This is a genomic window from Pseudomonadota bacterium (genome assembly GCA_039193195.1).
Taxonomy (GTDB): Bacteria; Pseudomonadota; Gammaproteobacteria; order Steroidobacterales; family JBCBZW01; genus JBCBZW01.
The window spans coordinates 72,917-97,561 of the sequence record JBCCWS010000013.1 but is presented as its reverse complement, the minus strand read 5'-3'; the positions used below and the strand labels follow the sequence as shown (position 1 = coordinate 97,561).

The following is a 24,645-nucleotide window of genomic DNA, read 5'->3' as shown; positions in this document are numbered from 1 at the left end:
TTAGTCGGTGGTGGTGCCAGTCGAGCGTACGCTGTGCTTGCGCATCTTCTCAACAAGGGTGGTTCGGCGCATCTTCAACAGGCGCGCTGCTCGCGCCACCACGCCGTCCGACTCGTCGAGTGCCTGGCGAATGAGGTCTAGCTCAATGTTGGTGAGGTAGTGCTTGAGGTCTAGGCCGCCCGGGGGCAGGCGCACGTCACCCTGGTTGCCGTCATCGAGGGCGCCGTCGAGGCTTGGGTGCGAGGCCGTAGCGTTGAGGTAGCGGGCGGGTAGGTGGTGGGGTTCGATGATACTGCTCGGATGAACGATTGCTAATCGCTCCGTAAGGTTCGCTAGCTCGCGAATGTTGCCGGGCCAGGGGTAGTCGGAGAGGATCGCCAGAGTCTCCGGGGCGAAGGCGATACGAGAAGCGCCTGCGGCCTCGTTGCGTGCGATCAGCGCGTCCGCAAGCTCCGGTAGATCGCCGATGCGTTCGCGCAGAGGCGGTGTCTCAATCGGGAAAACGTTGAGCCGATAGAAGAGATCTTCGCGGAAGCGCCCGAGCTCGATCGCAGCCTCGAGGTCGCGGTGGGTGGCGGCGATTATCCGCACATTGCAGGGCTGACTCATGTTGCTCCCCACACGCTCGAAGCAGCGTTCGGCGAGCACCCGCAGCAGCTTGACCTGCATGTTGAGATCCATATCGCCGATCTCATCCAAGAATAGGGTGCCGCCCTCGGCAAGTTCGAAGCGCCCCTTGCGGCGGGTGATAGCTCCGGTAAAGGCGCCCTTCTCATGGCCGAAGAGCTCGCTCTCCATCAGTTCCGAGGGGATCGCCCCGCAGTTGACTGGCACGAAGGGGCCACTGGCCCGGACAGAGAGTTCATGCACGTTGCGCGCGATGAGTTCCTTGCCCGTGCCCGACTCACCAAGGATCAGCACATTCGTATCGTGGCGGGCCACCTGATCTATCAGGCGATGTACCTGCTGCATGGCGCGCGAGGAACCACAGGGGCGAAAGCGACCGCGTTGTTCCAAAACAGTGGGAACGGAGGATGGCGCGGTCAGGGTTGGTGCCGGGGTCGGCGGCGCGGCGTCTAGAGCGCTCGAGTCGACGGCGAGGGTGGGGGCGGTAGCAACGTTGTGGTTCGGCGACATGGAGTCCACGTCCTCCTGGATCCTGTGGTGATTGCAGTCCGATTACGCTCGGTGCTTGCGGTGTGCGCTGGATCCCTAGCGCGTCAACAATCCGTCCGTTCCTCACCGTTGGATGACGTTATAGCAAGTGGGTGACGGCTATCCCCGTGAATGGGTTCACAGTTCCCTGACAGGTTCAGTCAAATGGACAGCGCAGCGGCGATCGGCCGACTCCCAAGTGACTGAAAACGGTGTGGACTGGCGCACACGGCGGCGCCGAGGATGGCGGCGATAGGTAAGGTTGGAAGGGCGATCTGATGGCCACGGTGCCCGTGGCCGGGGCGCGTTGGAAGCGACTGCGCAGGGCTTAGCTGAGGCCGTTTGCGATGGAGTTGTCGCGAGCGCGAGAGAGAATCGTGCCCAGGCGAGGCTGGTCGATAGATAGGCGCAGGAATACGGGACGCGCCAGCAGCGATTGGGACGCCTGACGCGCCTCATCGTCTTCTGAACCGACGGTTTCGCCCGTCTCTGGGTCCTTCCCGTACAAACGGGCCGGCCGGTGCATCGCCTCGTAGAGCAGCACTGCTGCCTGCACGATGTCGACGAGGTCCGGTTCCACCGGACTGCGCGTATGGTCGAGGTGCTCTTCGGCCGCTGCGGCCTGCTCGGCGGAGAAGCCCCAGGACTCGATGATCACGCGGCCGATCGCGCCGTGCCACTCACCTAGCATATGACTTAACATGTCACGATTAGCCAATACCTCGGATTGGTCACAGGCACGCATGCAGATGTAGAGCTTGCCGACGTTGTGGAGCAACCCTGCAAGCATCGCCTCATCGGCGTTGAAGCGCTCCGTGACGCGGGCGGTGATGAAGGCCAGGCTGGCCACGTCAGCCCCTTCGCGGCAGATCGCGCGCACCTCTCGGCGCATCGCGCTCGCCTTCTTCGATTGGAACATCTGATGGATAGCGGCAGACATGGCGGCGTTGCGGACCATGTTGAAACCAAGGCGCAATATCGCCGTACGCAGGTCGGTGACCGCTCGCACGCCTCGCGAGATGAGCGCAGAGTTAGACATCTGCAGCAGGCGAGCGGCCAGGCCTTGGTCCGTTGAGATCAGTCTCGCCAAACGTTCCGGCCCACATCCCTCATCGGCCAGCGCCTGGCGGATTTTGATGATGTTGTCCGGGAAAGACGGCAGGTTGAGCTCGCCCCGATTGATCTCTTCCGTCAGGTACTCCAAGAAAAGGAGTGCCGCGTTGCCGGACGCTTCTACGACTCTCGCGTCGTGCGCCATGAAGTCCTCCGCTCGCTGATCAGCCCGCGCCCGCCGGGCCGACGTAGCCGTTACGTCAACCGTGAGTGTAGAAGTCCTAGCGGGAGGATGCGTGGGCCTGGTTCTCAGTCCACCCGCTGGTCAGTGGGTGCGTGCGAGGCGGCGCCTAGTCGAGGTGCAGCTGGCGCGGGAGTCGCCGGTACCATTCGCCTTTTTCGGCGACGTTAGATGCTGGTTCGAAGATGTTGCACGTTGTCATATGGTCGGCGTAGACGTGCACCGTGATCGCAGCGCCATCGTCTTGCGCATTGGCGATGGTGTGGTACTCATGGGGTGGGATCAGGCTACCCGCGGAGCCAGCGCAGGCCTGCATGCAGCCTCGCGGTTCAAAGCGGCAGAACTCGTCCTGGCGCTCCAGGCACTCGTACTGCACCACCTCTATGCAGCCCTGCCAAACCCCTTCCACGCACCACATGCCGCAGTGGTCGTGAATGGGCGTGCGCTGCCCGGCGCTCCAGGTCATGGCGATGACTGCGTAGCCGAGCTCGTCGCTCCGGTGCATCAGGCGCCGTGCGTAGCGATCCTGCGGGGCGTCGGCGAACTCATTCGGTACCTGCCCGGCGTGTCGGCGCACGAAATCGGCGAGCACGGAGCGTACGGCGGGCACCACGCGGTGCGCGTCGCCGCCACCGCCGCGAACGGCTGTGTCGAGGGCTAGGCGTAGCTCTTCGGTGTACAGATGGTGAGGAACGGTGTCGCTGTCGATTGCCATGGCGTGCAAGTGTAGATCAGTCGGGGAGGAACGGTAAGTGCACCCGTTCCAGGGTGGCTTCGAGGGTGTAGCGCGGACGTTTGCGAAGCGGCTGATGCTCCACCAGCGCGCGCAGGCTGCGCGCGTCGTCCACGTAGCCGTACTGCCAAAAGCGTGGCGCGCCAGTTACCTGGCGCGCTTGCATGGCCCGCATGCTCTGCAGCACGAGCGGCGCGTCACGCACGGTCGTGATCCCCAAGGCGACTAGGCAGCAGAGCCAAGCGATGGCCACGGTCGCGCTGGTCATCGGCACGGAGTAGCGGGCACGCTGCCCTCGAGGCTCGGGTCGGCGATCGAGTTCGCGGCCGTAGGGCGACAGCATCTCGTTGAATTCGCACAGGGCGAAGCCCGCGAGAGTGGCCAGCCAGAGCTGCGTGTAGGCCGGGATCAGAAGGCCGCTGACCATCGCGTGCACCGCGCCCGCGAGCAGGCTGGCGCCGATCGCGGGTCGCACGATGGGCGCCGTTCGGGCAGCGGGCACCAGGCGCCACCAGGCGAAGGCGGCGGCGAGCGCCAGAGCCATCAGCACAGCGGTGGCGGGCAACCCCCACTCGACGGCCAGCTGCGCCACGATGTTGTGCGGGTGGCCCCGTTCGCCCACGGCCGCGAAGTGCATCGGTCCGATGCCGAGCAACGGGTGGTCCAGGATCAACTCGGCTGACTCTAGGAGCAGGACCACGCGCCCCTCGTTGGCACCAGCCGTGCCCACCTGGCCGCTCAGGCGCTCCATTCCGATCACCGCGTCGGACCCACGCGTCGGCAGCTCGAACAGGGTGAAGGCGAGGGCGAATCCGGTCAGGGCACACAGCACCTGTAGGGCGCACCAAGCGCGTGCCTTCGGCACGGTCATCGCGGTGAAGGCGATGGCGGCGCCAACCCCGAGAAAGGTGCCCCGACCGCCGCTACCGTAGGCGATTGACCACCACAGGCTTGCCACCAGCAGGGCACCTGCGCGGGCCCAGGGTGAGCGCAGCAGGAGCACGGGCAGCGCGCTCAGGGGAAGGGTCAGCGTGAGCCAGTGTCCGAAGAAGCGCTTGTGACCAAGGCCGACGAGGAGCTCGTTGATCTCCAGTTGGATCGTGGTGAGCCAAGCGACGTAGGCGCCGGCCGTGCGCAGCAGGTACAGGCCCATCATCGCCAGCACCATGATGGCGAACCAGTGTCTCGCGGCCGGCAGCACGGGGCGTAGGGCGCCTGCCAGGGTCACGGCGTAGAGCCCGAGGCCGAGCAGCAAGGCCATCTCGGCGAAGGCGTGGCGGGGGGACTCGGCCTGCGCGGATGAGGCGGCGCCGAGCGTTAGCACAAGGCCAAGGGCTACCAGCCCAGTCCTGGGCAGGGAGGAAAGCTCCGCGGCGACGTGGTGACGCAGGTCACGCGAGAGCGCGTAGGCCGCTGCGGTGACGAGCAGCAGCATCAGCTGCATGAAGCGCTTCTGATCGAACTCGCTGAGGGCGAGCGGGAGATGGATCAGCGGGGCGAATGCCAGCATCGCGGCGCAGCCGGCGAGAAGGCCGACGCCGATGGTGGCCTCGCCCCCCAAGGCGAGGCGAGGCGTGTCGGGCGATGAGCGTCGTTCGGTCACGGCAGTCTCCGCCGGGCGCGGTTTGTCGTGAGCACTCATGGTAGCGCGTCACTCCACCAGCAATGCCTCACAGCTTGGCACGCTTCGCCGTGAACGCCACCCACTCAGATCACAGCGTGCGTCTTCCGCCGGCCGCAGCCCGCGGCCGGCGATTAAAGGCGAGCGAGCTTGCGAATTTCCTGGGCTGCTACGGTCAGGGTGGAGAAGTCCGGTTCCCCGGATTCGGTGATCTCGTTGATGATCCGTTGCACCCGGGTGAGACCAGCCCGATTTCGGCTTCCCCATTGCTCGAGGGCGCTCGCGCACGGCAGCCGATCACCTCCGCAGTTCACGACCACGTGGCGCACGAGCTCCGCCTGCAGGGCGTAGACCGTGTCGCGCAGGCTTTGGCGGGCGATCGCCTGCCAGCGTCCAGCGATGTGCAGCTGCTCCACCGCATCGCGCAGCCAGTCCGCGCCGGCCAGTCCACCGACCTGGAAGTAGAGCTCGGACATGGCGCCGACGTCCATGTTCGCCTCGGTCGCAATGTCCACGATGTCGAAGGCGCAGGGAAGCGGGCCTAGGGCGGCCATGGCGCGAGCGGTTTGCGTGGGCACATCTAGCCTTTCATAGCCCTGAACAGCTTCGTCGTAGGCGTAACGTTCGCTATCGGTGAGCACCTCCGGCAGGGTCTCGCGCACGGCGCGTACCCCTTGGTGGTAGCGGTCGATGATGCGGCCGATGTCGAGCTCGCCCCGCTGTCGCTCAAGAAGCCAGTAGGTGGATTGGCGCAGCACACGGGTGATGGTCAGTAGCATCGCGTACTGAGTGGCCGCGTGGGTCTTGTTGTCGAGCCTTTCGATCGCTGACCACACGGGGCGCAGATCGAGGCTGAACAGCGCCGCTGCATAGGCTTGGGCGACGGCACCCGCATCGGCTCCCGTGTCGTCCATCGTGCGGTGGGCGAAGGTCGGCCCCATACGGTTGATCAAGTCGTTGGTGACCTGCGTGGCGATGATCTCGCGGGCGAGGGGGTGCTCCGTGAGACGAGGTCCCGCCAGCTCCACCAGCTGGGAGGGGAAATAGGCCTTGAGGTCCCCGGCCAGGTGCGGATCCTCCGGCGCCGTGGAGTCGATCAGGGCGCCGTACAGGTGCATCTTGGCGTAAGACACCAACACGGAAAGCTCCGGGCGGGTCAAGCCGCGTCCGAGCTTGTTGCGGGCGGTGACCTCTTCCTCATCCGGAAGAAACTCGAGCGCCCGGGACAGCTCGCGTTCGCGTTCGAGGCTGCGCATCAGATGCACGTGCTCGCGGAAGCGCTCTGAAGCGATGAGTTCCGTCAGGCTGATCGCTTGCGTCTGGCGGTAGTTGCTCTCCAGGACGAGGGCGGATACCTCGTCGGTCATCTGCGCCAACACGCTCTCGCGTTGGGAGCAGGACACTTCTCCCTCCTTCACGAGCAGGTCGAGGAGGATCTTGATATTCACCTCGTGGTCCGAGCAGTCGACGCCGCCAGCGTTATCGATGAAATCCGTGTTGATGAAGCCGCCCGTGTGGGCGAACTCGATGCGGGCGCGTTGAGTGAGGCCGAGGTTACCGCCTTCACCCACCACCTTGCAGCGCAGGTCACGGGCGTTCACGCGCACCGCATCGTTGGTGCGATCGCCAGCCTCGTCGTGGCTCTCGTCACTGGCCTTCACGTAGGTGCCGATGCCGCCGTTCCACAGGAGCTGTACGCGCATCTTGAGAATCGCGCTGATCAGTGCGTTGGGGGTGAGTTCCTCCTCCTGCAGATCGAGCATGGCGCGGGCTTCGCTCGGCAGTCGGATCGACTTCGAGCGCCGCGAGAACACGCCACCGCCGGCGGAGATCAGGCTGGCGTCATAGTCCTCCCAAGTCGATCGCGGGAGTCTGAACAATCGGTCGCGTTCAGCGTAGCTACGGGCGGCGTCGGGGTTGGGGTCGAGGAAGATGTGCAGGTGGTTGAAAGCCGCCTGAAGGCGGATATGCGGGGAGAGCAGCATGCCGTTGCCGAAGACGTCTCCGGACATGTCGCCGATGGCGGCGACCGTGAAGGGCCCGCCCTGCGTATCCACGCCGTCCTCGCGGAAGTGTCGCTTCACCGCTTCCCAAGCCCCGCGCGCCGTGATGCCCATCTTCTTGTGGTCGTAGCCGACCGAGCCTCCGGAAGCGAACGCATCACCTAGCCAAAAGCCGTAGCTCGTGGCCACCTCGTTGGCGATATCCGAGAATGTCTCCGTGCCCTTGTCGGCGGCCACCACCAGGTAGGAGTCGGGCTCGTCCAGACAAACCGTGTCCTCGGGTGGCACGATCTCGCCGCCGACGATGTTGTCGGTCAGGTCGAGCAGGCCGCGGATGAACAGGCGATAGCACGCCACTCCCTCGGTCATGATCGCTTCGCGATCGCCCTCAGGCAGACGCTTGGCGACGAAGCCGCCCTTGGCGCCGGTCGGCACGATCACGGTGTTCTTGACCTTTTGCGCCTTCATCAGGCCGAGGATCTCCGTGCGGAAGTCCTCCCGTCGATCCGACCAGCGCAGCCCACCACGAGCCACTTTGGAGGTGCGCAGGTGCACCCCCTCGACGCGCGGCGAGTAGACGAAGATCTCGAACATGGGGCGCGGTTCAGGCAAGTCTGGGATTTGCGCCGGGTCGAGCTTGAAGGACATGTACTCCGGAGGTTTGCCGTCTTCGTTGCGCTGGTACACGTTGGTGCGCAGGGTGGCCATCACCACGGCGTAGAAGGCGCGCACGATGCGGTCCTCATCGGCGCTCGCGATGCCGTCGAGAGCTTTCTCTATGGTCCGGGCGTGCTCAGCGGCGGCGCCGTCATCCTGCCCCGCTGGGTCGAGGCGAGCGTGGAATAGGGCGACGAGGCTCCCGGCCAGCTGAGCGTACTCGCCCAGGACCTCTTCCATGTAGCTCTGGCTGAAGGGCAAGCCGGTTTGTAGCAAATAGCGGCAGTAGGCACGCAGGAGCGCCGCGTCGCGCCAGCTCAGGCGAGCGCGTAGCACCAGTGCGTTGAAGCCGTCGTTCTCCGCCGCACCACGCCAAATGGCGCGGGCCGCATCGCGAAAGACGTCCTGCACGTCCTCGATGCGTTCCGGGGCTTCGCGGCAGCGCATGTCGAAGTCCTGAATCCACACGCAGGTTTTGCCGTCATCCAGCTCGAGCTTGTAGGGGCGCTCGCTCACCACGTGCAGGGCCAAGTTCTCCAAGGCGGGCAACACGTTCGAGAGGGAAATCGGTGAGAAGGGCCGGATCAGCTTCAGGTGCACATGCTGGCGCGGCGCGTCGGCCGGGCGGTAGAGCGTGATGTCCACGTTCCGCTTGCTCGAGTCTAGGGCCAGCATGCGTTCGATGTCGTCCGCCGCCGTTTGCGCGCCGGCCTCTTCTGTGTACGCCGCGGGGAAGGCGGAAGCGAAGCGTCGCGTGAGGGCGATGCCGCGCCGCTCACCGTAGCGCTCGCTGAGTGCCTCGCGCAGGTGGTCATCCCAGGTCTTGGCCACCTGCTCGATGTGGTCCTGTAGCCAGCGCAGCTGGATTTTGCCGTCCTGCTTGGGATCGATGCGTACGACCGTGTACACGCGGGCGAGGGCTGACTCAGACAGGGTAACCTGCGACTCTAGGGACTCGCCGCCAAGCCCCTCGAGCATCAAGGTCTCGAGCTTTTCGCGCACCAGGGTATTGAATTTCTCGCGCGGTATGAAGACCAGGCAGGCGATGAAGCGCCGAAACAGATCTCGGCGAATGAACAACCGCGTAAGCTGCCGCTCCTGTAGGTTACGGATGCTGTTAGCAATTCGCGAGAGGTCCTCGATACTCGCTTGGAGCAACTCATCCCGCGGATGGGTCTGCAGCACGTGCAGGAGCGTGCGGCCCGCGTGGCTGGCACGGGTGAGCTCTGCGCGCTGTAGGATCTGCTCCATCTTCAGGCGCACCAGGGGAATGGCGAGAGCGTCGGTGTAGTAGACCGAGGCGGTGAACAGACCGAGGAAGCGGTGTTCGCCGATGACTCGCCCCGCCGGGTCGTACTGTTTCACCCCTATGTAGTCGAGGCGCCCGGTCCGATGGATGGTCGAGACCGTGTCCGCCTTGGTGATGATCAAGGGCTCGCGACTGCGCAAGTGGTGGCGCAGCACGCGGGCGAACTCCGGCGGGCGGTGGCTCAGGCGGCTGTCCGGGCGCAGGATGCCGAGGCCGGTGGATTCGATCGGGACTAGGGTTTCGGCGCCGTCTAGATCCTTTAGTCGATACTCGCGATAGCCGAGGAAGGTGAAGTTGCGGCGGTTCATCCACTGCAGGAAGGCCAACGACTCCTGCAGAATCTGGTCCGGCACGGGCGGCGCCTCGCTGGTCAGCCCGTCGCGCGCGTCCATGAGGCGGTCGCGCATGGCGCGCCAGTCGTCGATGGACAGGCGTAGATCGCCCACCCCCTCGCTAATGCTAGCGAGCAGCGTGACCAGCTGCCGCGTGTCCGCGTCGCGGTCGAGCTGCATATGCACCAGCGACTCGCGACGGCTTCCGGCAGGAGGGTCCTCCTCCTCGGACACAAAGCGCAGCAGCTCCCCTTCGGCCGTGCGTTCCACCTCGTAGACCGGGTGCACGGTCATGCGCAGGCTCAGGCCGCACTGCTGGACGGCGAGTGCCAGGGTGCTGACCAGGAACGGCATGTCGTCGCTGATTAGCTCCACCACCAGGCGGGGCGCAGGCGTGGTCCAGCCATGTTCCGTGCGATTGGGCGCGTAGACCCTGAACTTCGGGTCCTGGCCTCGCCGATGAGTGACGTATTGCAGGTGGGCGAGGGCGGCAGCGGCTAGCTGTTCCGGGTCGGTCTCGCGCAGGTCGTCGGGCGCGGCGTTCTCGTAGTAACGATGCACAAAGCTAGGGACGTCGATCGCCGGCGGCAACGTGAAGCCTGACGCGAGGGTGACCGCGTGGGCCACGATCTCCTCTAGAACGCCGGTCATGATGTCGGTCGGGCGCCTTACGGTGGCGGTGTAGGACTCACTCATCCGTTAGCCTTTTACTTGCCTTCGTAATGTTCGTGTCACGAGTACTCGAGGCGCGTGTTCGACCCTAATCTGCACGCGCTAGGTCGGCGATGACCCCAGCCAGGAAGCGGCACGCTTCGCCGCCGGTGCACGCTCTATGATCGAAGGTGAGCGACAGGGGAATTACCCGGTGGGCCTCGATGCCGCCCATCACCGCCACCACGTCGTGGCGCACGCCCCCCGTGCCGAGGATGGCCACACACGGCGGTACCACCACGGGCGTCGCGTAGCGACCGGCCAGCATGCCGAAGTTCGACAGCATGATCGTGGGGTCGCGCATGTCATCGGGGGAGATGCTGCGCTCGCGGGTGGCGACCTTGAGGCGGTTGACGTCCGCGCGCAGGGCCAGAGCAGTCTTGCCATCGACGCCGCGGATCACAGGCACGATCAGACCCTGGGGACCGTCGACGGCCATCGCCACGTCCACACGAGAGTGCAAGGTGCGGGTGAGTTGCTCGCCGTCGTACCACGCGTTCATCGCGGGCTCCGCTGCGCAGCCCGCGGCGATGGCGCGCAGCACGCGCGCCGTGATGTCCTCACCGGGGCGCCAGGCGTGGATGTCCGCATCGTCGAAGATCGTGCACTCCATGACCTCGTTGCGAGAGCGGGTCATGCTGTGGGTCATGGCACGGCGTGGCCCACGCAGGGGATCGACGAGGGTTTCGCCGGCCGCGGGCGCCGGGCTGGGGGCTGGCGCGGGGGGCGCGGCGGGGGGCGCGGCCATTGGCGCGCCACCGCCTGCACGGCGCTGCAGGTCACCCTGGGTGATCTGACCGTTGCGTCCCGTGGCGGTCACGGTGGCGAGGTCTATCCCCAGGCGCGCAGCCTCCGCCCGGATCGACGGCATCGCCTTGATACGCCCGCGTGCGCCGCGACGCCCGCGTCCCGCCACTGCGGTCTCTTGCACCACCTCATCGCTCGTCGGTACGTTACCGACCACGGTCGCGCTGTCGTCGCGTGCAGCGTCCGCGTCCGGGGTCTCCGCGGCCGGCGCATCGTTGGCGGCATCACCCTCTAGGCGGAAGTCGACCAGTGGCTTACCGGTCTCCACCATCTCGCCCTCCGCGGCGTAGAGCTTTGCGATCGTGCCCGTGTAAGGGGCGGGCACGTCCACCACCGCTTTGGCGGTTTCCACGGATACCATCAGCGAGTCGGCGGTGATCGCGTCTCCCTCGCTCACGTGCCACTTCACGATCTCGGCCTCGGGCAAGCCTTCGCCCAGGTCCGGCAGATTGAAGGTCTTCACGGCCTCTAGCCCTCCAGCGTGTCGCGCACAGCATCGACGATTCGCTCGACGCTGGGCAGGTAATCCATCTCACGCCGGAACAGCGGCATGACCGTGTCGTAGCCCGTGACTCGACGCATCGGTGCCTTGAGGGAGTAGATGCCTTCCTCCGCCACCAAGGCAGCGATCTCCGACGCCACACCACAGGTGCGCGGCGCCTCGGCAACCACCACGATCCGTCCCGTCTTGTCCAGCGACTCGAGGATCGTGTCCGTGTCCATAGGGCTGATCGTGGCGACGTCGATGACCTCGCAGCTCACGCTATCCGCCTCAAGCTGCTTGGCGGCCTTCATGGTCTCGAGGGTCATCGCGCCCCAGCTCACCAAGGTCACGTCCGTGCCTTCGCGCAGGATGAAGCAGGTGTCCAGGGGCAGAGCCTCGCCGTTGTCCGCTACCTCTTGCTTGATGGCGCGGTAGATTCGCTTTGGCTCGAGGAAGACGACCGGATCAGGGTCGCGTATCGCGGCTAGCAGCAAGCCGTAGGCTCGCGCGGGCGAGGCGGGAATCACCACCCGGATGCCGGGCATGTGGGCGAACATCGCCTCCGTGCTCTCCGAGTGGTGCTCCGGGGCGTGGATGCCGCCGCCGTAGGGCGCGCGTAGCACCATCGGGCAATGCAGGCGACCGCGCGTGCGGTGGCGTAGGCGTCCCGCATGGCTGATCAACTGGTCCACGGCGGGGTAGATGAAGCCGGTGAACTGGATCTCCGCCACGGGCCGCATTCCCTGAGCCGCCATGCCCACGGACATGCCGGCGATCATGTTCTCGGCGAGGGGCGTGTCCATCACGCGTTCCTTACCGAAGATTTGCTGTAGGCCGGCGGTGGCGCGGAACACGCCACCGTTCACGCCCACGTCCTCGCCCAGCATCAGCACGCTGGGATCGCGCTCCATCTCGTGGCGCATGGCCATGGTGAGCGCTTCGATGAGGGTTACCCGGGCCATCGCTCAGTGCCCCCCATTTTCGCCGCGGTCGTAGCGCTTCGCGTACTCGCGCTGCTCGACCAGCGAGTCCGGCAGGGACTCGAACATGTAGTCGAACATGGAGTCGACCGTGGGCATGGGCGTATCGAGGTAGAGGGCCACCTCCGATTCGATCTCTCTCGTGCACTGCTCGCTGATGGCCTTGTCCGCCGCCTCATCGAGGAGTCCTTCGTTCTCCAGGAACTTGCGGTAGCGCTTGAGGGGCTCGAGCTTCCAGGCCTGCTCAACCTCTTCCGGTGGTCGGTAGCGGCTGGCGTCGTCGGCGGTGGTGTGGTCGCTGAGGCGGTAGGTGACGGCCTCTACTAGGGAGGCACCTTCGCCCCGCCGGGCGCGCGACAGGGCCTGGCCGAGGGCCTCGCGTACCGCGAAGACATCGTTGCCGTCCACCTGGATGCCGGGGATGCCGGCGGCAAAGGCCTTTTGCGCCAGCGTGCGCGCGGCAGTCTGCAGCTCGATAGGTACGGAGATCGCCCACTTGTTGTTGACCACGACGAACACCACCGGCAGCTTCTGCGCGCCTGCCAGGTTCATGGCCTCGTAGAAGGCGCCTTCGGAGGTGCCGCCATCGCCGATCACGGTTACGGCGCAGCGCGGCTCGCGGCGCAGCTTGAAGGCCATGGCGGCGCCTGCGGCGTGCAGGCACTGAGTGGCGATGGGTACGCACCAGGGGAAGTCTTGGCGAGGGCCGGAGAAATCGTTGCCGCGCTCATCGCCGCCCCAGTATCGCAGCACCTCGGACATCTTCACGCCGCGCCACAGCTGGGCGCCGTACTCGCGGTACATGGGCGCGAAGACGTCCTCCGCTTCCATTGCCGATCCAATGCCGACATGGGCTGCCTCGTGGCCGAGGCAGGAGGCGTAAGTGCCGAGTTTGCCGGTGCGCTGCAGGTTGATCGCCTTGGTATCGAACTGGCGGGTCAGCACCATCATTCGGTACAGGCGCATCAATTCGTCTTGGTCGTTGGCGAATGCGGGAAGTGGGCCGTTCACGTTGCCGTCCGGATCGAGGATCTGGACATACTTCACGTCGTAGGAAGCGATGGTCTTCAAAGGTTCTCCTTCCGCGGTGCACCGGTCGTCCTTGCCGGTTCGCGTGTGCTGTTCGTGCGCCGTTCAAGCATGGCGCGCGCTGGCGGCAGCCCAGGGCGTGGGCCCTTCTGCGGCACAGCGAATTCTCGTGGGTGCGGGGGCAGCAAGCAGACTGACTTCCGGCGCGCGCGATTATACCGATTGCAACGGTCCTCCGCGCGCCGAAGAGCGCTTTTCTTTACCCATTCTCGCCCGCCGTGGGCAGGTGCGCGGGACGGGGTTAGAATGGCGCACCGCCGCAGATATGCCGTCGTTTCGCGGCGCCCATTCGATCGCCCTGAGGACGCTGTCGATATGACCGATTCGTCGCCACCAGACAACGGTGAAGCGCCGCCGGAACTCGAAGCGGGCATTGAGCGTGACCTGCGTGATCGCCTGACCTACACGGGTTACCTGCGGTTGGACCTGCTGCTCAACGCTCAGCTGCCCCTAAGCGAGCCTCAGCACCACGACGAGATGCTGTTCATCGTCCAGCACCAGGTGTCTGAGCTGTGGATGAAGCTCATCCTGCACGAGCTCGATGCCGCCATTGCTCACGTGGCCGCGGACACCCCCGGCCCCGCGCTGAAAAACCTCTCTCGCGTGGTCCAGGTGCAGCGCCAGCTGTTCAACCAATGGGCCGTGCTGGAGACGCTCACGCCCTCCGAGTACACGGAGTTCCGGACCGTGCTCGGCAACTCGTCGGGGTTCCAGTCGGCGCAGTTTCGAGCCTTGGAGTTCGTGCTCGGCCGCAAGCGCGCCGCCTACCTAGATGTGTTCCGCCACGATGGGCCGACCCACGCGGACCTAAGTGCGCGCCTGGCGGCGCCCTCGCTCTACGACGTCTATCTCCACTACCTAGCGCGCCGCGGCCATGCGATCCCGGAAGAGGTCCTGGAACGAGATCTCACCCAAACCCACCAGGGCGATTCACGCGTCGTCGACGTCCTGGAGAACGTCTACGGCGCTCGCGATAAGCACTGGGAGGCCTACGAGATGTCGGAGAAGCTGGTAGACGTGGAGCATCACTTCTCCCTCTGGCGCTTCCGTCACATGAAGACTGTTGAGCGTATCATCGGCTTCAAGCGCGGCACCGGTGGGTCCTCCGGTGTGCAGTACTTGCGCACGGGCGTGGACATGCGCTTGTTCCCGGAGCTCATCGATGTACGCACCCGCTTGTAGGGTCGGGAAGCTAGCTGGACCGAAAGGAGGCGAACTGTGGTGACCCTGTACACCTACTGGCGTTCGAGCGCGGCCTACCGACTGCGTATCGCCCTGAATCTCAAAGGCATCGCGTTCGAGTCCGTCGGCGTGAACCTAGCGCCGTCGGTGTCTGAGCAGCGCTCGCCAGCCTACGCGAAGGTCAACGTGGAGGGTCGCGTGCCAGCGCTAGAGATCGACGGGCATACGCTCACCCAGTCGTTGGCGATCCTCGATTACCTGGAAGAGCGCTTTCCCGATCCGCCCTTGTTGCCTGTCGAGCCCCTGGCGCGGGCGCGCGTGAGGGCTCTGGCGCAGCTCATCGCGTGCGACATGCACCCGCTCAACAACGTGGCCGTGCTCGGCTACCTCAAGAAGAACCTAGGCGCCGATGCTGATGCGGCGAACGCCTGGTATCACCACTGGATACACCGTGGCTTCGAACCGCTCGAAGCACGCTTGGTCGACGTTGGGCAGCCGTTTTGCGCTGGCGAACGGCCTGGCCTTGCGGACTGCTTGCTGGTGCCTCAGGTGTACAACGCCCTGCGCTTCGCATGCGATCTCTCCGCCTACCCCACGATCCGGGCGATCAACGATCGCTGCCTAGTGCTTCGCGCTTTCGACGCGGCGCGCCCAGAGATCCAGCCGGACGCGCCGTCAGCCTAGGCAGCCTGTCTAAGGCAGCGCGGCGGTGCTTTGCGCACGCGAGCCCTGGCCCCGCTAGTCAGGCAAGCTGAACAGGTCCTCAACTCGGCATTCGAACAAGTGCGCCAAGCGCAGCGCAAGCACGGTGGACGGGACAAAGTGCCCGCGCTCGATGGCGTTGATGCTCTTTCGCGTGACGCCCGCGTGCTCCGCCAGCTGGGCCTGAGTCCAATCACGCATTGCGCGATGGACCTTTAAGGTGTTGTTCAAGCGTTCCTTAGTCATGGTTCAGCTGAACGAACCTGCCGAGGGACGAGACGACGGCAACGGCAATCGACAGATTGGCCGCGAACGCTACCGTAAGTTCGACTTCCGTCAGCCTCAGCAGCATCTCGTTGCCGACCAACAAGACGACTTGCGTGATCAACAGGGCCACGAAGCCAAATTGGAAGGCCTCACCCCGCAGGTTGGCCAGTCGCTCGTCGCCTAGCAGGTTCTCAATCCCTCTCTCTTTCCTAAGGGACGAGCTCGACAGGATCGCCGCGGCCCCAATCAACCACCCCACGAGCGTGAGGACCGCCAGTCCCAACTCGGCGGCCTTGGGGCCCTTCAATAGCTGGATCAGCTCTTGCCCGGCGAAACCGAGGCTGCCCACGGTGATGCCGATCAGCATCCACATCTGCAGTCGGTCGTGGCGGCGTTCGAGGTTTTCAATGTCCATTCTGGTACTCCAAATGAGTTTCTAGCGTTACTTTAGGTAACTTAAACTACTCTTTATGGGTCGTCAAGTACTCACTCCAAGCGCGCGAACGGCCCTCGTCGTGCCCCTCGCGTTGGCGGCGCGGGAGCGTCTACCGTGGTTCTGCGCACTAGGCGCCGGGCCTCGTGGGCAAGCGGGGGACAGGGCGTGCCGTTGTCGGGCGAGGAAGGCGAGGTGATCGAGCGATGATCGGTCGATTGCATGCGTGGGGCCCTGGCTGCTGTGCTGCGTTTGGCGACCGGCGCGCTCAGACCCGGATTCCTAGTCAGGCGATGAGTTTCTTTAGGACGCGAAGAAGAAGTCGATCCAGCGCATTGGAGGCGGGTTCGTAGCCGGGCGAGCGCCCTGGAGAGTGTGTTCGGCGGACCACGCTTGGGAGCAGCGCACTCGGTGATCTCTTCAGGTGTGCGATGGCCACGCATGGACGTGTGCCTGGAAGCCTGGTGCCGAATCCTGCCTTCTCACCAAGCAAGTGCTTCGCGGCTGGATCGGCGTGAACGTGCAGACGCCCCGAGCCGCCCTAGCGGTGACGGCGCTGGGGCTGCCCAGCCCGGTCACTCGTCTTGGCGGTACAACACGGCCCATGGCGATCGCATCACGTCGTTGCGCACCTCAAGGGGGAACGGTGCGATCGGCGCCGGGGCAAAGGGTTCGCAGCCGTACGCATGACACTGGCGCCCACCTGCGAAGCGTACGGTCATGGTGTTATCACGATAGTCGTAGCTGCCCCAGGTCTCCACCTGCAGCCCGGCTGCGTAGCTCACCTCCATCTGCTGGAAAGTGCCGTCGCGCATAAGCTCCACATACACCTCCACGCCCCCTTGCCCTTGGCCGGCCCACGCGCCCACAACACGCACTCGCGTCGGTGGCTTGACCGCGGGGATGTCATCATCGTCGGGAGCGTTGCTGTCGTCCTGACTGGCTCCACCGCCGCCGGTAGGTTTGGGCTTGTTCGCCTCTGCCAGACGCTGCGTTCGCCGCACTTGGACGATCTCGCCCACGGCTTGCCCACCGCCACCGATCAGCGACTTGATCCACAGGCTATCGGGCTGTGTAGGGTCGGCGAGAATCATGTACGGGATGCGCCCGAGCAGCTTCTCGCCGCTCGCATCGAAGGTCAGGATGCTCAGCATGGGAAGCAGCCGGTTGTCCAGCTCGACGAGGAACTTCCAGTCCTTGGCCTCGGCCGGCAGCGCCTCCTTGTCGGTGACCAGCGCCGCGAGGCCCTTGCCGAGGGCTTGGCCGATCGCGAAGATCGGCGTGTCATCGTCCACGCTAGCCCAAACTCCCGAGAGGTTTTCGATCGTAAGCTTACGTGCGCCATCGAAGCCCGCCGCCACTTCCCACTGGGGCGCCACGCCGCGCACCGTGGTGCGCGCCACGTGGGTCTCACCTGAGAGGTTCTCGGCGATTGCCCAAGTGGTGTAGTCGCCGTTCGGCACTTCGCTCATGATGAGCTCCAGGCCGTTCTTCCAAGGCATCTGCACGCCACGACGTAAGGACGGCTCTTGCTCGCCGTCGGGGATGAACTCGTAGAGTAGGGTGATCTTGTCGGTCGCTTGGGGTTTGACCCCTCGTGGCACCACACGCCCATCCTTCATTTCGACTAGCAGTGCGATGCCGTCGGCTTTCCAAGTCATGAGATTGAAAGAGATCACTGCCTGGTGCCGACCGAGCTCACCGTTTTCGAACTCGGCGAGGATGGCGACGCTCTGGCCCTCCCCAAGCTGAGCCTCGCTGGCGTCCAAGGTTGCGAAGCCGTAGGTCTCGCCGTTGCTGATCGTGTACGTTGCCGGCATCACCTCCATCTCCAGGGTGGCCGTATTGCCTTTGAATACTGGCACCAACAGCTCCGCCGCATCGCCGCTGGCGGCGAGCTTCTCCTCGAGAAATCGCGAGTCGCTCATGTAGCCGCGGCTCAGGATCAGATGCCCCTTGTCTTCAGCACTGTAGCGGCCCGTTAGGCTCTGCACCCAAAGCAGGTTGTTGCCTTGCACCTTCAGGCGCAGGGTGGTGTTGTCGAGCATGGACGTGGTCTTGCGCTGTTGGCCGTTGCTGGCATCCACGTACTGGAAGTAGTTGATCGTCGGCGCGGCGCTCTGGCTGCCCTGGTGGCGGTGCACAGCCTTGAGCAGCCTCGGCCAGCTGCTGCTGGCGCCGAAGCGTGTCTGCTCGTAGGCGGGGTTGTAGGTCGCGGCGCTCGGGGGTGCGTAGATGGACAGGCCATGGCTAAGGCGGTGGCGGAGTGAGTTTCGGCTGTCGACCACCGCGCCGTCCATCGCATCGACGAGTTGTTGAAACTCCGCCTGGGCGGGGAACTGCTCACCGAGGATCACCCGCGAGCGCTTCACCAAGTCCAGCAGATCGGAGCTCGACAGAGCCTGCTGAGCCTGCTTGCGGTTGGTGTCTTTGCCCTGTGGATTGAAGCTGTCCGCCCAGAAGATGGATCGCGTGAGGCTGGTCCAGTTCTGCCGGGCGGTGGGACCGATGCGGTTGGTCAGGGCGTCGATGGCGCCCTTCACCTGCTCTATCTTGCTCAGGTCGATGGCCGACTGCGTGGCCACCCGCTCGCCCGCCTGCTCCGTATGTTCACCGTAGCGGCGCACGATGTTCTGGGCGAGACGCTTGGGGCCGGCAGTGGATTCGGCGAAGGCCGGGAGGAGCACGTCGTAGGGCCAGCCGTAACCGGGCTCGACCGCCTGGGAGGCGACCATGAAGCGGGCGAAGTCAGCCACTTCGTAGGCGATCTCCACCTGCGCCATGAGGCACATGTCGAAGCCGATGAAATCGAGCTTGCGGCCCTGAGGGATGGCGCTGGAAAGGGCTTTGCGTAGCTCTGGAAGGCTCAGGTTGTCGTGGGACTGACCGTCGCCGGCGTCTTCGTCGTCGGCCATGCCTTGCCAGCCGCCGCCGTGGTCCCACATGACCAAGCCGTAGCGCTTGGCAGGGTAGTTGCCCACGCTGTACTGAATGAACTTCTCCAGGTTGCGTGGGTCGCCGGTGTTGATCTCACCAAGGCGCTTGATCTCCTCAGAAGCGAGGGTGCCGCGTTCCTGGTTCGGTCGCATGCGCAGGATGCGAGCGTCGGTCCAGTTACCGAGGCTCTCCGTATACTCCTTTGCACGATCGATGAGGACGATGATCTCCACGCCTTGCTCGGGCATGCCGGCCTCGATTTCGTCGAGGTCGATGAGGGCGGCGTCTTCGAGGTTATTGTCTGCCGCCATGTAGATCATCACCGTCCAGTCAGCGGGTGCTGCGGTCGCGGCTAAGCTGCAGCTCGTCAGGAGCACTAGCAAACCTATTGAATGCTTGAGGTAGGTCATCGACTGCTGCCCCCATCCTGTTCAGCCCAAGGGTCGCTTGGAGCGTCGGCCCATTGATCACCGCTCTCGGGCGCGCCATCGCCAGCCCAGGGATCGCTGGCGTTCGTCTCGGATCCGCTGGCCGTGTCATCGCCCAGCATTGCCTGGGCCTGCTCGTGACCTTCGGCGGCGGCCTGCTCGAGCCACTGGGTGGCGGCCGCATCGTCCCGGGGGATACCCTCGCCTGAGCGCAGGAGCCGGGCCAGGCGTACCATAGCCTCCGCGTTTCCTTGGTCGGCCGCGGTCCAGTACCAGCGGGCCGCTTTCGCTATGCTGCGCTCCACGCCAGTTCCCTTGGCGTAGAAGCTGCCCATATTCAGCTGCGCGATCGCGTTGCCGGCGCTCGCGGCGAAACGCATGTGCTCCACCGCCTTGAGCAGGTCCACGGGGATGCCACCATCCCCGGTACTTAGGAAGTAGCCGAGCTGAGCATGCGCATCGACGTAGCCTTGCTGGGCCGCCGCCTGATGCCAAGCGAAGGCGCTCTTCTCGTCCTTCGCAACGCCGTCGCCCTGCTCTAGGGCGAGGGCGAGGAAGTACTGGCTCGGCGCGTCACCCCTCTGCGCGGCGCGCTCGTAGTACCACGCGGCACTCTCGCGGTTGCGGGGGAAGGCGTTGATGCCGTTGATGGTGGAGCTGCTGCCCTGCCAGTAGGCGTGGCCGAGGAGTCGATGGGCGTGCACGTCGCCCTTGCTGGCGTCGGCGTTGAGCACGTCGATTGGGGTGGGGGCGCGTTGGGCGTCACCTATTTCCACCGTGGGCGCCCGGTCTTCGTAGATCTTGATGATCAGCTTGCTGTTCCGGAACTCGCTGGTAGTGGTGGACATGGGGCCCGGCCCGCAGGCGCCGAGGGTAAGCGTGATCGCAGCCGCTAGGGCCGAAAGGACGCGTTGCATGGTCGAATTCCTTAGGGGGCTACCGTCGTTAGCTCCTTAGGCGCGAGGGCAACGGATATCGGCTCAGGTCGTGGTCAGCTGATCCCTGGTGCGGGTGTTTTGACGAGCTGGTGGGTGGCATTTGACGTAAGTGGGCCTGGGGTGGGCGCTCGCACAGCCGTCTGTCTGAATGACTCACCGTACGCCAGCCGAAGAGCACCGTGGACTGAGGTGATCGACTCGGGGAAGTCGCTGCTTTCTGACAGGCTCCGCTGATCTGTCAGCAACAACAAAAACTACAGGAGATCAACAATGGCAGTCCTACCGCAATCGATGACCGCGACCCTGGTATGCACCTTACTGACTCAGGGCGCCTTGGCCTCCATTACCGAGGTGGACTACTTCTCTCTCGCCGGCACCGAGCTCATCGACTTCGAGGGGTTGATAGGCGGTGGCGCGCCAGGCACCAACTACGACGACCTAATCGATCTGGATGGTGCTACCTTCGGCGAGCGCTTCAACGGTCAGACCCTCGGGTTCAACGGCTTCTCGGACGTCCTCTCCGGAACTCCCATGGGCGGCTCCCTGTCCCTCGTCGCGGGTGACTCAAATCAGAACTTAAACATCTTCGAGCGCAGCGGATCGAATGTGCTGACGGGGTTGGGTCCTCTGGGGTTCCCGGACTTCGATGCGATAGGCGAGGGCGCCGTTTCCGTGCTGTTCGACAACGATCAGTCGGAGTTCGGCTTTCTCTCAGTCGGCGGCAATCTCGGCGGGGCTACCTTCGAGTTCTGGGCGCGCGATGGCAGTCTCATCGACACCCTGACCCCAATGGGCTTGGATACGGACTTCTTCGGGTTTACGACCGCGGATGGACTCGCGACCATCGCCGGCATCTCGATCTGGAACCTTGATCCTGCCGGGATCGGCTTTGACGACATCGTCTTCGACGTTCCCGGTATCCAAGTGCCCGAGCCAAGCTCGCTACTCCTCGTGGCGGTTGGCGTGCTCGGCGCTGCATACGCGCGCCGTGGGCGCCTTGCCGCTTGAGCGAGTACGCAGTACCGCCTAGCGCATACGCTAGTTAATGTAAGCGCGGGGAGCGCCGGCTCGGCGGCTCCCCGCAGGTTTGCCGGCTTTGCGGACTCGGGTGCCTGTGCTAGGTGCTTCCGGAAAATGAGCGAGCGCACCTAGGGATCTCCACGGGTGGTGCCGGCTCGCCGGGGTATCGACTGGCTTTACCGGCCGTCCATCCCGTAGCCTATGCCCTCGCGTTACAAGGAGGAGCATCGGCCAATGCCCATACCCCCACCGCGGTGCCGGACTGCGCCGACCCTGTGCAACGCCCTGATGTGTGCTTGGCTAATCGGGACTGGCGCCATCGCGTCAGCGGACGAGCAAGGCATGCGTCGAGGCCCGGCCGAGCCCGAGCTCGCTTGGCCCACGTCCACGCCGGCGGAGGAAGGTTTCGACACGCAGGCGCTGGACGCGCTCTTGGCGCTGATCGCCGAGACGCCGCCGCGCGATTTTCGTGTGCTTGCGGTCGCCCGCAACGGCAAGCTGGTGCTGAACGAGGGCTTCAATTCCTTCGCCCCGACCAACCTGCACGACATTCGCTCGGCGGGGAAGTCGGTAACATCGATGGTCGCTGGGGTCGCCGCCGGTCAGGGTCTGATCGATGTCACGGCTCCCGTTGCGAAGTACTTTCCGGAGCGGGATGTTCCGGAAGACTCGCCGCTGTGGGGCATTCGAGTGGAGCACCTACTGACCATGTCGGCGGGCCTCGCATCGGATGATTACGACGATGACTCGCCGGGTACTGAGGGGCGCATGGTTGCGCAGGATGACTACCTAGGATTTGTGCTGAGTCTGCCGATGGACTTCGAGCCCGGCTCGCGCTACGCCTACAGCTCCGCGATCGCATTCCTAGCGGGAGCGATCGTCGAGAATGCGGCCGGCGCCCGCTTGGAGGACTACGCCCGAGAACACCTCTTTGGTCCATTGGGCATCTACGAGCTGTACTGGCAGGTGTCACCGCGCGGTCGCACGACTGGCATGGGCAATCTGTACATGACCGCGGCTGACCTCGCCAAGCTGGGGCAGGTAATGCTGGATGAGGGGCGCTGGCGGGGGAGGCAGGTGCTGTCGAAGGACTGGATCGAGGCCTCGTGCCGCCAGGCTCTCAATATCGAGGATGAGGATCCCTTCGCCTACGGATACGGCTTCATGTGGTACCTAGCGCGGATCGCCGAGCGCGACGTCTTATTCGCCTCCGGCAACGGCGGCAACAAGATTTTCGTGGTGCCGGAGGAGTCGCTCGTCGTGGTGACCCTCTCGTCCGCCTACGGGCAAGGGCGTGGCCACACGCGATCCCATCTGATCTTTGAGCGCGTGTTGGCGGCGATCGAACAGCCGTAGCCGATGCGAGAGCTGATCGTCTTTAGGCACGCCAAGTCCAGTTGGGATGATCCCGAGCTCGAGGACATTGATCGGCCCCTCAACGCTCGTGGCAAGCGCGACGCGCCTGAGATGGGGCAGCGTCTGAGCAAGGAAGGGCGCGTGCCGGATCGGATTTGCTGCAGTCCGGCGCACCGTGCGCGCGCCACGGCGGAACTTCTTGCGCCCACGTTTGCGTTGGCGCTCGATAGGATCCTAATGATCGAGTCGCTCTACCCGGGGGATCCGCAGGATTGGCTGTGCACGATCAACGCGCTGGCCGACGACGACGAGCGCGTGCTCCTAATCGGCCACAATCCCGGCCTCACCGACACCGTCAACGCTTTGGCGGACGAGGATATCGACAACGTACCGACGGCGGCTTACGCGGCGATCGCACTCGATTCAATCACGTGGGAAGGTGTCGAGTGGGGGAGCGGGCAGCTCACGCGCTTCGACTACCCGAAGTCCCGCAAGCGTATCCGTTAGGGGCACTACATGTTCGAGTAGTTCGGACCGCCACCGCCCTCAGGCGTCACCCAGTTGATGTTCTGCTGCGGGTCCTTGATGTCACAGGTCTTGCAGTGCACGCAGTTCTGCGCGTTGATCCTCAGCATCTGAGCGCCGTGTTCCTGCACCACCTCGTAGACACCTGCAGGGCAATAGCGCTGGGCAGGCTCCTCGAACTTGGGAAGATTCACCGCGATGGGCAGGGCGGGATCTGCAAGCTGCAGGTGTACCGGCTGATCCTCTTCGTGGTTCGTGCTCGAGAGAAACACGGAGGACAGCTTGTCGAAGCTGATCACGCCATCTGGTTTGGGATACTCGATCTTGCTGGCCTGCGTCGCCGGCATCAGGGCGTCGTGGTCGGGGGTTCTGTTGCGCAGGGTGAAGGGCAGGCGGCCGCGGAAGATCGCCTGATCGACCCAGGTGAAAGCCGCGCCCAGCCAGAGTCCCAGCTTGTGCTGGGCCGGGCCGAAGTTTCGGCCTTGATGCAGCTCTTGATAAACCCAAGAGGCATCGACAGCCTTTGGATAAGCCTCCAGCGTCTGGCCTCCCTCGTCACCAGCGAACAGCGCCTCACAGACTGCTTCGGCGGCTAGCATGCCGGTCTTCATGGCGGTGTGATTGCCTTTGATCTTCACCCCGTTGAGGAAGCCTGCGTCGCAGCCTACGAGCATCCCGCCCGGAAACACGAGCTTTGGCAGCGACTGGATACCGCCCTTGTTGACGGCACGCGCGCCGTAGGACGCGCGTTCGCCACCCTCTAGCGTCTCGCGGATTCTGGGGTGTTGTTTCCAGCGTTGGAACTCATCGAAGGGGCTGAGGTGAGGATTGCGGTAGTTCAGCGCGATGATCAACCCGAGGAACACCTGGTTGTTTTCCGCGTGGTAGAGGAAGCCGCCCCCCTCCGTGTGGCTGTCGAGGGGCCAGCCGAGCGTGTGCACGACCAGGCCTTCGCGGTGTTTTTGGGGATCGATGCGCCAGACCTCCTTGAGCCCGATGCCGTAGTGCTGCGGGTCAGCGCCGTCACGCAGCTCAAAGCGCTGCATGAGCTGCTTGCCGAGGTGACCGTGGCAGCCCTCGGCGAAGATCGTGTATTTGGCGCGCAGCTCGTAACCCGCTTCGAAGGCGTCCTTCGCTTGGCCGTCGCGGCCGACGCCCATGTCCTGGGTAACGATGCCAACGACGCGATTGTCCTCTACCAGCACGTCGGCGGCGGGGAACCCGGGGAAGACGTTCACTTCCATCGCTTCGGCTTGTTCCGCCAACCAACGGCACAGCTTGCCCATGCTCACGATGCGGTTGCCGGCGTTGTGCATCGGAGGCGGGATGAACATGTCGGGCACGCGCATGGATTTGCTGTCCCCGCGCAGCATCCAGAATTCATCGCCATTCACCGCGCTGCCGAGGGGGGCGCCGTCGTTACCTGCATCGGGAAACAGCTCGTCCAGTGCGCGCGTCTCCAAGACGGCGCCGGACAACACGTGCGCGCCGATCTCCGAGCCCTTCTCGACAAGACAGACACTGAGGTCCTCGCCCCTCTCCTGGCAGAGCTGGCGGATGCGGCAAGCCGCGGCGAGGCCCGAGGGGCCGCCGCCGACGATGACCACATCGAACTCCATCGTCTCGCGTTCTATGTCAGCCATGCGTGATCACCAGGGCGCGCCACTGGGGCGAGCATGTTG

18 protein-coding genes are annotated in these 24,645 nt (G+C 64.7%); 5 read left to right on the top strand and 13 right to left on the bottom strand.

The genetic code is table 11. The annotated features are described in order from the left end of the window. From AAGA68_12930 to pdhA, 8 genes are all read right to left on the bottom strand, one after another. A complete protein-coding gene (locus AAGA68_12930) occupies positions 1 to 1,137 on the bottom strand; it encodes a sigma-54 dependent transcriptional regulator (GenBank protein ID MEM9385961.1) in 1,137 nt (378 codons plus the stop codon). Between the two features lie 346 nt (positions 1,138 to 1,483). Further along, the gene (locus tag AAGA68_12925) at positions 1,484 to 2,413 is read right to left on the bottom strand and encodes an HDOD domain-containing protein (GenBank protein MEM9385960.1); all 930 of its coding nucleotides are present in this window, start codon (positions 2,411 to 2,413) and stop codon (positions 1,484 to 1,486) included. A gap of 145 nt (positions 2,414 to 2,558) precedes the next feature. Further along, positions 2,559 to 3,164 carry a cysteine dioxygenase family protein gene (locus AAGA68_12920; protein MEM9385959.1) on the bottom strand — a complete coding sequence of 202 codons (606 nt, stop codon included), beginning with the start codon at positions 3,162 to 3,164 and terminating at the stop codon, positions 2,559 to 2,561. A gap of 16 nt (positions 3,165 to 3,180) precedes the next feature. Continuing rightward, positions 3,181 to 4,824, bottom strand: a complete 1,644-nt coding sequence (locus AAGA68_12915) for an O-antigen ligase family protein (GenBank protein MEM9385958.1) — start codon at positions 4,822 to 4,824, stop codon at positions 3,181 to 3,183. A gap of 113 nt (positions 4,825 to 4,937) precedes the next feature. Then, positions 4,938 to 9,800, bottom strand: coding sequence for an NAD-glutamate dehydrogenase (locus AAGA68_12910; protein MEM9385957.1), 4,863 nt, complete (start codon positions 9,798 to 9,800; stop codon positions 4,938 to 4,940). A 64-nt stretch (positions 9,801 to 9,864) separates the two neighbouring features. Then, positions 9,865 to 11,085 (bottom strand): dihydrolipoamide acetyltransferase family protein, encoded by a 1,221-nt coding sequence (locus AAGA68_12905; GenBank protein ID MEM9385956.1) that lies wholly within the window; start codon positions 11,083 to 11,085, stop codon positions 9,865 to 9,867. A 5-nt stretch (positions 11,086 to 11,090) separates the two neighbouring features. Beyond that, positions 11,091 to 12,068: an alpha-ketoacid dehydrogenase subunit beta gene (locus AAGA68_12900; GenBank protein ID MEM9385955.1), complete on the bottom strand. Its 978-nt coding sequence runs from the start codon at positions 12,066 to 12,068 to the stop codon at positions 11,091 to 11,093. Positions 12,069 to 12,071: 3 nt separating this feature from the next. Further along, complete coding sequence (gene pdhA / locus AAGA68_12895) at positions 12,072 to 13,157, bottom strand: pyruvate dehydrogenase (acetyl-transferring) E1 component subunit alpha (protein ID MEM9385954.1); 1,086 nt, start codon at positions 13,155 to 13,157, stop codon at positions 12,072 to 12,074. A gap of 333 nt (positions 13,158 to 13,490) precedes the next feature. On the opposite strand from pdhA, the gene AAGA68_12890 reads away from it, so the two are divergent. Both AAGA68_12890 and maiA read left to right on the top strand, forming a co-directional pair. Continuing rightward, positions 13,491 to 14,357: a tryptophan 2,3-dioxygenase family protein gene (locus AAGA68_12890; GenBank protein MEM9385953.1), complete on the top strand. Its 867-nt coding sequence runs from the start codon at positions 13,491 to 13,493 to the stop codon at positions 14,355 to 14,357. 39 nt (positions 14,358 to 14,396) lie between these two features. After that, positions 14,397 to 15,041, top strand: coding sequence for a maleylacetoacetate isomerase (gene maiA / locus AAGA68_12885; GenBank protein MEM9385952.1), 645 nt, complete (start codon positions 14,397 to 14,399; stop codon positions 15,039 to 15,041). A 54-nt stretch (positions 15,042 to 15,095) separates the two neighbouring features. Here maiA and AAGA68_12880 read toward each other — a convergent pair whose 3' ends face one another. The 4 genes from AAGA68_12880 to AAGA68_12865 form a co-directional block, all read right to left on the bottom strand. Continuing rightward, positions 15,096 to 15,305 (bottom strand): helix-turn-helix transcriptional regulator, encoded by a 210-nt coding sequence (locus AAGA68_12880; protein ID MEM9385951.1) that lies wholly within the window; start codon positions 15,303 to 15,305, stop codon positions 15,096 to 15,098. Next, positions 15,298 to 15,741: a hypothetical protein gene (locus AAGA68_12875; protein MEM9385950.1), complete on the bottom strand. Its 444-nt coding sequence runs from the start codon at positions 15,739 to 15,741 to the stop codon at positions 15,298 to 15,300. The genes AAGA68_12880 and AAGA68_12875 overlap by 8 nt, the downstream gene beginning before the upstream one ends. A 593-nt stretch (positions 15,742 to 16,334) precedes the next feature. Beyond that, complete coding sequence (locus tag AAGA68_12870) at positions 16,335 to 19,106, bottom strand: clostripain-related cysteine peptidase (GenBank protein MEM9385949.1); 2,772 nt, start codon at positions 19,104 to 19,106, stop codon at positions 16,335 to 16,337. Beyond that, the gene (locus AAGA68_12865; GenBank protein MEM9385948.1) at positions 19,103 to 20,041 is read right to left on the bottom strand and encodes a tetratricopeptide repeat protein; all 939 of its coding nucleotides are present in this window, start codon (positions 20,039 to 20,041) and stop codon (positions 19,103 to 19,105) included. Before AAGA68_12865 ends, AAGA68_12870 begins: the two co-directional genes overlap by 4 nt. A 291-nt stretch (positions 20,042 to 20,332) precedes the next feature. Here AAGA68_12865 and AAGA68_12860 point away from each other — a divergent pair, with 291 nt between their 5' ends. The 3 genes from AAGA68_12860 (at position 20,333) to AAGA68_12850 (ending at position 22,945) form a co-directional block, all read left to right on the top strand. Further along, positions 20,333 to 21,070 (top strand): PEP-CTERM sorting domain-containing protein, encoded by a 738-nt coding sequence (locus AAGA68_12860; GenBank protein ID MEM9385947.1) that lies wholly within the window; start codon positions 20,333 to 20,335, stop codon positions 21,068 to 21,070. Positions 21,071 to 21,424: 354 nt separating this feature from the next. Further along, positions 21,425 to 22,438, top strand: coding sequence for a serine hydrolase domain-containing protein (locus tag AAGA68_12855; protein MEM9385946.1), 1,014 nt, complete (start codon positions 21,425 to 21,427; stop codon positions 22,436 to 22,438). Between the two features lie 3 nt (positions 22,439 to 22,441). After that, complete coding sequence (locus tag AAGA68_12850; protein ID MEM9385945.1) at positions 22,442 to 22,945, top strand: histidine phosphatase family protein; 504 nt, start codon at positions 22,442 to 22,444, stop codon at positions 22,943 to 22,945. 5 nt (positions 22,946 to 22,950) lie between these two features. Here AAGA68_12850 and AAGA68_12845 read toward each other — a convergent pair whose 3' ends face one another. Continuing rightward, on the bottom strand, positions 22,951 to 24,597 hold the full coding sequence (locus AAGA68_12845) for an electron transfer flavoprotein-ubiquinone oxidoreductase (protein MEM9385944.1): 1,647 nt from the start codon (positions 24,595 to 24,597) through the stop codon (positions 22,951 to 22,953). Positions 24,598 to 24,645 lie beyond the last annotated feature (48 nt).